This window comes from Streptomyces sp. PA03-1a, from assembly GCF_033792805.1.
GTDB lineage: Bacteria > Actinomycetota > Actinomycetes > Streptomycetales > Streptomycetaceae > Actinacidiphila.
Genome location: NZ_JARAVO010000375.1, coordinates 1 through 5,996, shown reverse-complemented (window position 1 = coordinate 5,996; position 5,996 = coordinate 1). Strand labels below are relative to the sequence as shown.

General features: G+C 73.0%; 9 protein-coding genes and 1 pseudogene. 3 read left to right on the top strand and 7 right to left on the bottom strand.

What is annotated here, in order from left to right:
* Positions 1 to 121: 121 nt before the first annotated feature.
* Positions 122 to 865, bottom strand: coding sequence for an SDR family oxidoreductase (locus tag PV341_RS43260; protein WP_500324017.1), 744 nt, complete (start codon positions 863 to 865; stop codon positions 122 to 124).
* 388 nt (positions 866 to 1,253) lie between these two features.
* Here PV341_RS43260 and PV341_RS43255 point away from each other — a divergent pair, with 388 nt between their 5' ends.
* The 3 genes from PV341_RS43255 (at position 1,254) to PV341_RS43245 (ending at position 2,880) form a co-directional block, all read left to right on the top strand.
* Entirely contained in the window at positions 1,254 to 1,634 is a 381-nt protein-coding gene (locus PV341_RS43255) for a cupin domain-containing protein (RefSeq protein ID WP_500324241.1), read from the top strand.
* Positions 1,631 to 2,257, top strand: coding sequence for a TetR/AcrR family transcriptional regulator (locus tag PV341_RS43250; RefSeq protein WP_500324018.1), 627 nt, complete (start codon positions 1,631 to 1,633; stop codon positions 2,255 to 2,257). The genes PV341_RS43255 and PV341_RS43250 overlap by 4 nt, the downstream gene beginning before the upstream one ends.
* 131 nt (positions 2,258 to 2,388) lie before the next feature.
* Complete coding sequence (locus PV341_RS43245) at positions 2,389 to 2,880, top strand: hypothetical protein (protein WP_500360765.1); 492 nt, start codon at positions 2,389 to 2,391, stop codon at positions 2,878 to 2,880.
* On the opposite strand, the gene PV341_RS43240 is transcribed toward PV341_RS43245, so the two are convergent.
* The 6 genes and pseudogenes from PV341_RS43240 to PV341_RS43215 all read right to left on the bottom strand — a co-directional run.
* On the bottom strand, positions 2,873 to 3,907 hold the full coding sequence (locus PV341_RS43240; RefSeq protein ID WP_500360763.1) for an alpha/beta fold hydrolase: 1,035 nt from the start codon (positions 3,905 to 3,907) through the stop codon (positions 2,873 to 2,875). The two genes, PV341_RS43245 and PV341_RS43240, sit on opposite strands and share 8 nt — an antisense overlap.
* A gap of 4 nt (positions 3,908 to 3,911) precedes the next feature.
* On the bottom strand, positions 3,912 to 4,115 hold the full coding sequence (locus PV341_RS43235; RefSeq protein ID WP_500324021.1) for a hypothetical protein: 204 nt from the start codon (positions 4,113 to 4,115) through the stop codon (positions 3,912 to 3,914).
* Positions 4,116 to 4,291: 176 nt separating this feature from the next.
* The gene (locus PV341_RS43230; RefSeq protein ID WP_500324022.1) at positions 4,292 to 4,846 is read right to left on the bottom strand and encodes a hypothetical protein; all 555 of its coding nucleotides are present in this window, start codon (positions 4,844 to 4,846) and stop codon (positions 4,292 to 4,294) included.
* Positions 4,847 to 4,950: 104 nt separating this feature from the next.
* Positions 4,951 to 5,289: an ArsR/SmtB family transcription factor gene (locus PV341_RS43225; protein WP_499509622.1), complete on the bottom strand. Its 339-nt coding sequence runs from the start codon at positions 5,287 to 5,289 to the stop codon at positions 4,951 to 4,953.
* 54 nt (positions 5,290 to 5,343) lie between these two features.
* The gene (locus PV341_RS43220) at positions 5,344 to 5,784 is read right to left on the bottom strand and encodes a hypothetical protein (RefSeq protein WP_500324023.1); all 441 of its coding nucleotides are present in this window, start codon (positions 5,782 to 5,784) and stop codon (positions 5,344 to 5,346) included.
* A gap of 128 nt (positions 5,785 to 5,912) precedes the next feature.
* Positions 5,913 to 5,996, bottom strand: a pseudogene (locus PV341_RS43215) (ABC transporter ATP-binding protein); the annotation flags it as partial.

Genomic DNA, 5,996 nt, shown 5'->3' with positions numbered 1-5,996 from the left:
GTCCGCGCCCGCCCCGCACCGCCCCGTCTCCGGCGGCCGCGGAGGGGGACTCGCGGACGGCGGCCGCCGGAGACGGGGCGGTGCGGGGCGGGCGCGGACGGTGCCGCGGGTGCCGCGGGCGTCACCGCTGCGTGAGCCACTCGCGGAACGTCGTGCGGCCCACGTGGGCGTCCGCTCCGGGGAGCAGCGACCGTCGCTGCAGCTCGGCGCCGAAGAACCACGCGTGCTCGTCGGTGACGACGTTCCGGGCGTCGCCCGTGGCGGTCAGCAGGTCGGCGGTGAGCTCGTCGAGCGCGAACTCGTGCGGCCCGGCGACCTCCAGGGTGCCGAACAGCGGCACCCCCACCGCCACGCGCGCGACCGCCGCCGCGATGTCGTCCGCCGACACGGGCCGCACCAGGGCGGGCGCCACGCGCACCTCGCCGTCCTGGTCCGCGCCCGCCACGGCCATCGCCTCGACGCATTCGAAGGACAGGGCGGCACGGACGATCGAGTGGGGGACCGGGGAGCGCCGCACCTGCTCCTCCAGCAGCAGCTTCGCGCGGAAGTAGCCCGACAGCAGTCGCTCGGCCCCCATGAAGGAGAGGACCACGTGGTGCTCGGCCCCCGCCGCCTCGGCCGCGGCCAGCAGGCGCGCGGTGGCGGTGCGGAAGTACTGCAGGCTGACCGGTTCGGCGGGCGAGGGCGTGTCGGTGACGTCGACCACGATGTCGGCGCCGCGCAGTGTCCCGGCGAGGTCCCTGTCCGTGACGGCTCCGGGCCGGTCGCAGTCCGGCAGGGGGACGACCTCCACCCCGTGGTCCCGCAGCCTGGCGACCGTCCTGGAACCGAGCAGACCGCCGGCCCCTGCGACAACGACTCTCATCCGGGTCCCTTTCGTCCGCGGGGCCGTCGGCCCTCCGATGTCCTCGTGACGGCGCAGCCGGCCACTCCACCTGCTGTGACCGCGCCCGTGCCGCGGTTGTGACACCACCGGGCGACGGCTCCTGCGAGCGGTCGGGGAGGCGCGAAGGCGGGGGACGTCACACCGGCGGGTGCTGTCCGGTCGTATGGAGGAGCAGCGACGTCCGCCCGGAAGGGACGACGGTGGTGGCCATCGCCGGCCGATGTCGGTACCTCGGCCGTGCGCAACGGCGACATGCCATCATTTCTGCACAATTCGGGCACAATCAAGGAGGTGCAGCGCAGTGTCGGAGACACAGGGCAGCAGCAACGAGCAGCCGCGGTCGGAGGCCTGGAAGACGGCGGTGACGATGCTGCAGGATGCCAAGCCCCCCTTCATCCCCGAGGGCGCCTCGGGGATGACGATCGCCGTCGAGTGGCCCCCCGGCGACCCCGGGACCCCGCCCCACCGCCACTCGGGGCCGGCCTTCGGGTACGTGCTCGAAGGAGCGGTCCGGTTCGAGCTCGAAGGCGAGCCGGAGCGGATCGTCAAGGCCGGTGAGACGTTCTGGGAGCCGGGTGGGGACGTCATCCACTACCAGGACGGCAACGCCCTGCCGGACGCGCGGACCCGGTTCGTCGTGACCATGCTGTGCGCGCCCGGCCGGCCGATGCTCACCCTGGTCGACGACGCCGAACTGGCCCAGCGCGCCCACCTGCGCGCCCCGCGCCCACCGCGGACCGGCGCGTGACCACTTCCGCACCGGACGGCGGAGCGCAGCAGGAGTGCGGGCCGCGCTACGGCGGACTGCGGGCCGACGCGGTGCGCAACCGCCGCAGGATCCGTACGGCCGCCGCCGACCTGCTCGCCGAACAGGGCGCGGGCGTGTCGCTGGACCGGATAGCCCGCCTGGCCGGGGTCAGCAACGCGACGCTGTACCGCCACTACGCCAGCCGCGAGGAACTGCTGACCGACGTGGCCGAGCAGATCGCGGCGGTGGCCGTGGCCGCCGAAGCACGGCTGGCCACGAGCGATCCTCTGGTCGCGCTCCGCGGTTTCCTGGAAGCCATGGCGTCCGCGCGGCCGGCTGCCTTGTACTGCCTGCCCGAAGGCGCGGCCGACGGGCCGCGGGCCCGCGTGGCCGGCGCCACGCGGCGGCTGCTGTCCCGCGCGCAGCGTTCGGGACGCGTACGTGAGGACATCACCGCCGAGGACGTCCTCGCCGTCGTGGCCCAGCTCGGCCGCCCCCTGCCGGGCGCCACCTGGCGGGCCACCGAGGACAGGTGCCCGCGCCTGGTCCGCCAGTACGTGGACGGCCTGGTCGTGCCCGCCTCCCGGACGCCGCACGAGCCGTACCACCTGCCCCGGCGCTGAGCCGGGGCGCGTTCCGCGCCCTCCCCGCGCCCTCCCTGCCCCCGGGATCACCGGCCGGGGGCGGGATCCTCGCCCCCATCGTCGGCAGCGGAACCGGCATCCTCCGGGGCGAGCTCCGGCGCAACGGCGAGATGGTCTCCGGCTACCCCTTCGCGGACGTCACGGTTCCACAGGACCCGACTCCCGCGGACCACGTGCTGAAGGCCAGCTACGACCGCGACTCCGCCCTCAGCGACATCTCCGCCGGCAATTCCGCGGAGTGGCGGTTCCGCTCCGCCGGTACCGAGCAGCCCAAGTCGCTCCCGCTGTACGCGGTCCGCATGTCGCCGGAGCTCGACGAGTGGAACCGCGCGGGAGCCGGCGGCACGCTGGAGATCCCGGCCTACATCCAGCGTGAGGGGGCCCCGGTGTCCGCCGTCCGCACGTTCACCGTCGAGGTCTCCTACGACGAGGGCAAGACCTTGCAGCGCGCCGAGGTCAAGGGCTCGGGCATGCATCGCACCGTGAAGGTGTCCCACCCGAAGCGCTTCTCTGGCGGTGCCGTGTCCCTGCGCACCTTCGTCGAGGATGCCGCGGGCAACTCCTTCAAGCAGACCGTGCTCAAGGCCTATCTCATCAAGTGACGGGCCGTACGCCCGCTGACCCGGGCCCGCCGGACGACCGTCCGGCGGGCCCGGCGTACGTCCGGTTGCCCGGCACGTGCTCCAGCACGAAGCCGGTCACGACGTCCGCGAACCGCCCGGGGCGCTCGAAGTGCGCCAGGTGGCCCGTGTCCTCCAGGACGGCAAGCTGCGCACCGGGGATCCGCTCGTGGATCATCCGCGCCCACCGCGGTCCGCAGATGAAGTCGTCCGCGCCGACCAGCACCAGCGTGGGCGCCGTGATGCCGGACAGCCGCTCGCGGACGTCGAAGGCGGGGCCCTCGCCGAGGGAGGGTTCGGCGTACATGCGCAAGGACCCGCGCGCGGGCCCGAACTCGTCCTCGCGTCCCCAGTAGTCGACGACGTACGCCGGCAGGATCGTGCGCAGGCAGTCGGTGGCGCCGTCGTCGTCGAGCTGCCCGAGCGGCGCCGTCAGGGCCTCCACGTAGGTGGCGACCTCGGGGTGGTCCGCGACATGACGGCGGGCGAACCGCTCCATGTTGGCCACGGCGTCCGCCCAGAACTCCTCGCCGGTCACGGGGGACGTGTCGTACAGGACGAGGGAGCCGAGGTGCTCCGGGTGCTCCAGCGCGTACTGCTGGGCGACGAAACCGCCGTACGAATGGCCGAGCAGCGTCACCGAGGGCTGCGCGAGGTGCTCGATCACAGCGTTCACGAAGCGCGTGTACGTCGCCAAGGTGTAGTCGCGCGGGTCGGGCAGGCGTCCGGACGCGCCGGTGCCGACGGGCTCGACGTACACCATCGTGAACGCACGCTCCAGGAGCGGCATGCGCAGGTACTCCCAGCCGATGCCGGGCCCGCCCGAGAGGGCGAGGCACACCGGGCCCCCGGCGCCGGCCACGTGGTACCGCTGCGCGACGGCGGCGCCCTTGTGGTCGACGGTGATCGTGTGGGTACCCGGGGCGAGTGGCCCGCCCGTGCTGTCGGCGGCGCGAGGGAAGGCAGCGGGCGAGGAGGAAGAGTTCACACTGTTCACATGCTGTGTCACAGCGTCAGTCTACGTCTGCGTCCGGGCGCGCGAGGCCCGGCAGGCTGGGCAGGTCGCGCAGGGACTCGTTCACGGCTTCCAGCCGGGCGTCCACGGCGGTGATCTCCTCCTGCAGCCGATGGACGTGCGCCTCCAGGGCGGCGGCCTCGGCGGCCAGTGACATGACGATCGCCCGCACGTCGGGGGCGCCATCGGTGTTCGGGAGCATCGTTGTCCTTCCAGGCGGAACAGCCGTCGAGACGCGAACGGCCGGAGGAGGGGGGCAGGGGAAACCCCCTCCTCCGGCCGCTCACCCGGCGCGGAGCGCCGGTCAAGCACACTCTTGACAGTTCAGCCGCCGGGATTGTGACAACGAAGCGCCAGGGGCCTCGTGGCCCCGGGTCGTCAGCCGGCGGCCCGGTACAGGCCGCGCCCGGCGCGCTGGACCCTGGAGCCGCCCACCAGCCGGTCGAGCGTGCTGCGCACCGCGTTGATGCTGCCGGCGTTCTCGTCCCGGCCGAGAGCCGCCGCGACCTCGCGCGCCCGCACCTCCGACCCGCCTGTTGTGGCGAGGTAGTCGAGGATCTGCTCGGTGAGCCTGCCGTAGCCGCCCGCCGCGGAAGCGCCGTTCCGTTCCGCCGTGCCGTCCTCGGCTTCCTCGGACTGCGCTTCAGCGGTCCGTGCTTCCCCGGCCCTCTCCTCCTCGGCCCTCGCTTCCTCGACCTCCACGACGGGAGGCTGCCGTTCCTCGACCTGGGTGCCCGCGGCCGCGAGGGCGGGAGCCGTGACCGCCAGGTGGCCGAGGGCGCCGAGAGCCCTTCGCACCGATCCCAGGTGGGCGACGACCGCCGCCAACTCCCGTTCGAGTGCCTGCTTCTGCAGCTCGAGGCGCTGCAGTTCTCCCTGCAGGGCTCCGGCCGTGACCTGGAGATCCTCGGTCGTGTGCGCTGCTGAGACCATGTGTCCTCTCATTCCCGGCCCCTGGGGGCCAACGTCCGCGCACACAGATTAGTACGGCGAACACACGCGGTGACCACGCGGGACTCCAACGGCGGTGTCCCGGACTACGGATCCACCACGGTGACCTCGCCGACGTCCTCTGCGTCGGCCGCGGAGAGCAGGGCCCGGGTCAGATCGGGGAACCGCTCGTCCAGCTCGGCGCGACGCAGCGTGACGTAGCAGCGCGTCCCCTCCTGGCGGGTCCGTGTGATGCCGGCCTCGCGCAGGATCTTCAGATGGTGGCTCAAGGTGGACTTGGCGACGGGCGCCCGCAACTGGCCCCACCCGCGTTCCCTGCCGTCGGCCAGCACGCGCACGATCCCGATCCGTGTCGGATCGCTGAGCGCGGCGAGGACGCGCGGCAGGCTCATCTCGCTCGCCTCGTGGGAATGCTGGTCCGCCATGGGGTCACGATAACCCGAATGTTCGAAGAATGTCGAACCCCGACCGGAGGGGGCCTACCCCCGGCGCGCCCGGTACAGGCCACGGCCCGCACGGTCCACGCGCGACGCCCCCACGAGGCGGTCCAGTGTGCTCCGGACGGCGTTGATGCTGCCACTGTCACCGTCGCGCCCGAGGGCCGCGGCGACGTCGCGGGCACGTACCTCGGCGTCACCGGCCTGCTCGAAGAAGTCCATGATCTGCTCGGTGAGCCTGCCGTACGTCGTGCCGGTGCCGGCAGGGGACGTCACGTCCGCAGGGGTGGGGGCGGCGGCCTCAGGGGTGCGGATGACCGACTGGAGGGCGCCCAGGGCCCGCTGCACCGAACCGAGGTGCGCCACGACCGCGGCGAGCTCCCTCTCCAGGGCCTGCCTCTGGGCCTCTAGACGGACCAGATCCTCGTGGAGGCTCTCCGCGGTGTGCTCGACGTTCCGCGCCGCCCGGGTCACCGAAGCCATGTGATCCCCTCACCTCCGTGCGTTCCGCGTTCACACGGATGCACATGGTGCCGACCGATGGGCACCGTTCGTATCCCAATTTACGCGCCGAGGGGCGTGATGTCCCCACTCTTCGTGGAAGGCGTGGGTCAGTCGGTGGGGGTGATGTGGCCGTCGCGGAGTTCCAGGACGCGGTCGGCGAGGGCGAGGAGCTGGGGGTCGTGGGTGGCGAC

Excerpts from the sequence above, each read along its gene's own strand:
- PV341_RS43260 (WP_500324017.1), bottom strand. The coding sequence starts at position 865 with ATGAGAGTCGTTGTCGCAGGGGCCGGCGGTCTGCTCGGTTCCAGGACG.
- PV341_RS43255 (WP_500324241.1), top strand. The coding sequence starts at position 1,254 with ATGCTGCAGGATGCCAAGCCCCCCTTCATCCCCGAGGGCGCCTCGGGG.
- PV341_RS43245 (WP_500360765.1), top strand. The coding sequence starts at position 2,389 with ATGGTCTCCGGCTACCCCTTCGCGGACGTCACGGTTCCACAGGACCCG.
- PV341_RS43235 (WP_500324021.1), bottom strand. The coding sequence starts at position 4,115 with ATGCTCCCGAACACCGATGGCGCCCCCGACGTGCGGGCGATCGTCATG.
- PV341_RS43230 (WP_500324022.1), bottom strand. The coding sequence starts at position 4,846 with ATGGTCTCAGCAGCGCACACGACCGAGGATCTCCAGGTCACGGCCGGA.
- PV341_RS43225 (WP_499509622.1), bottom strand. The coding sequence starts at position 5,289 with ATGGCGGACCAGCATTCCCACGAGGCGAGCGAGATGAGCCTGCCGCGC.
- PV341_RS43220 (WP_500324023.1), bottom strand. The coding sequence starts at position 5,784 with ATGGCTTCGGTGACCCGGGCGGCGCGGAACGTCGAGCACACCGCGGAG.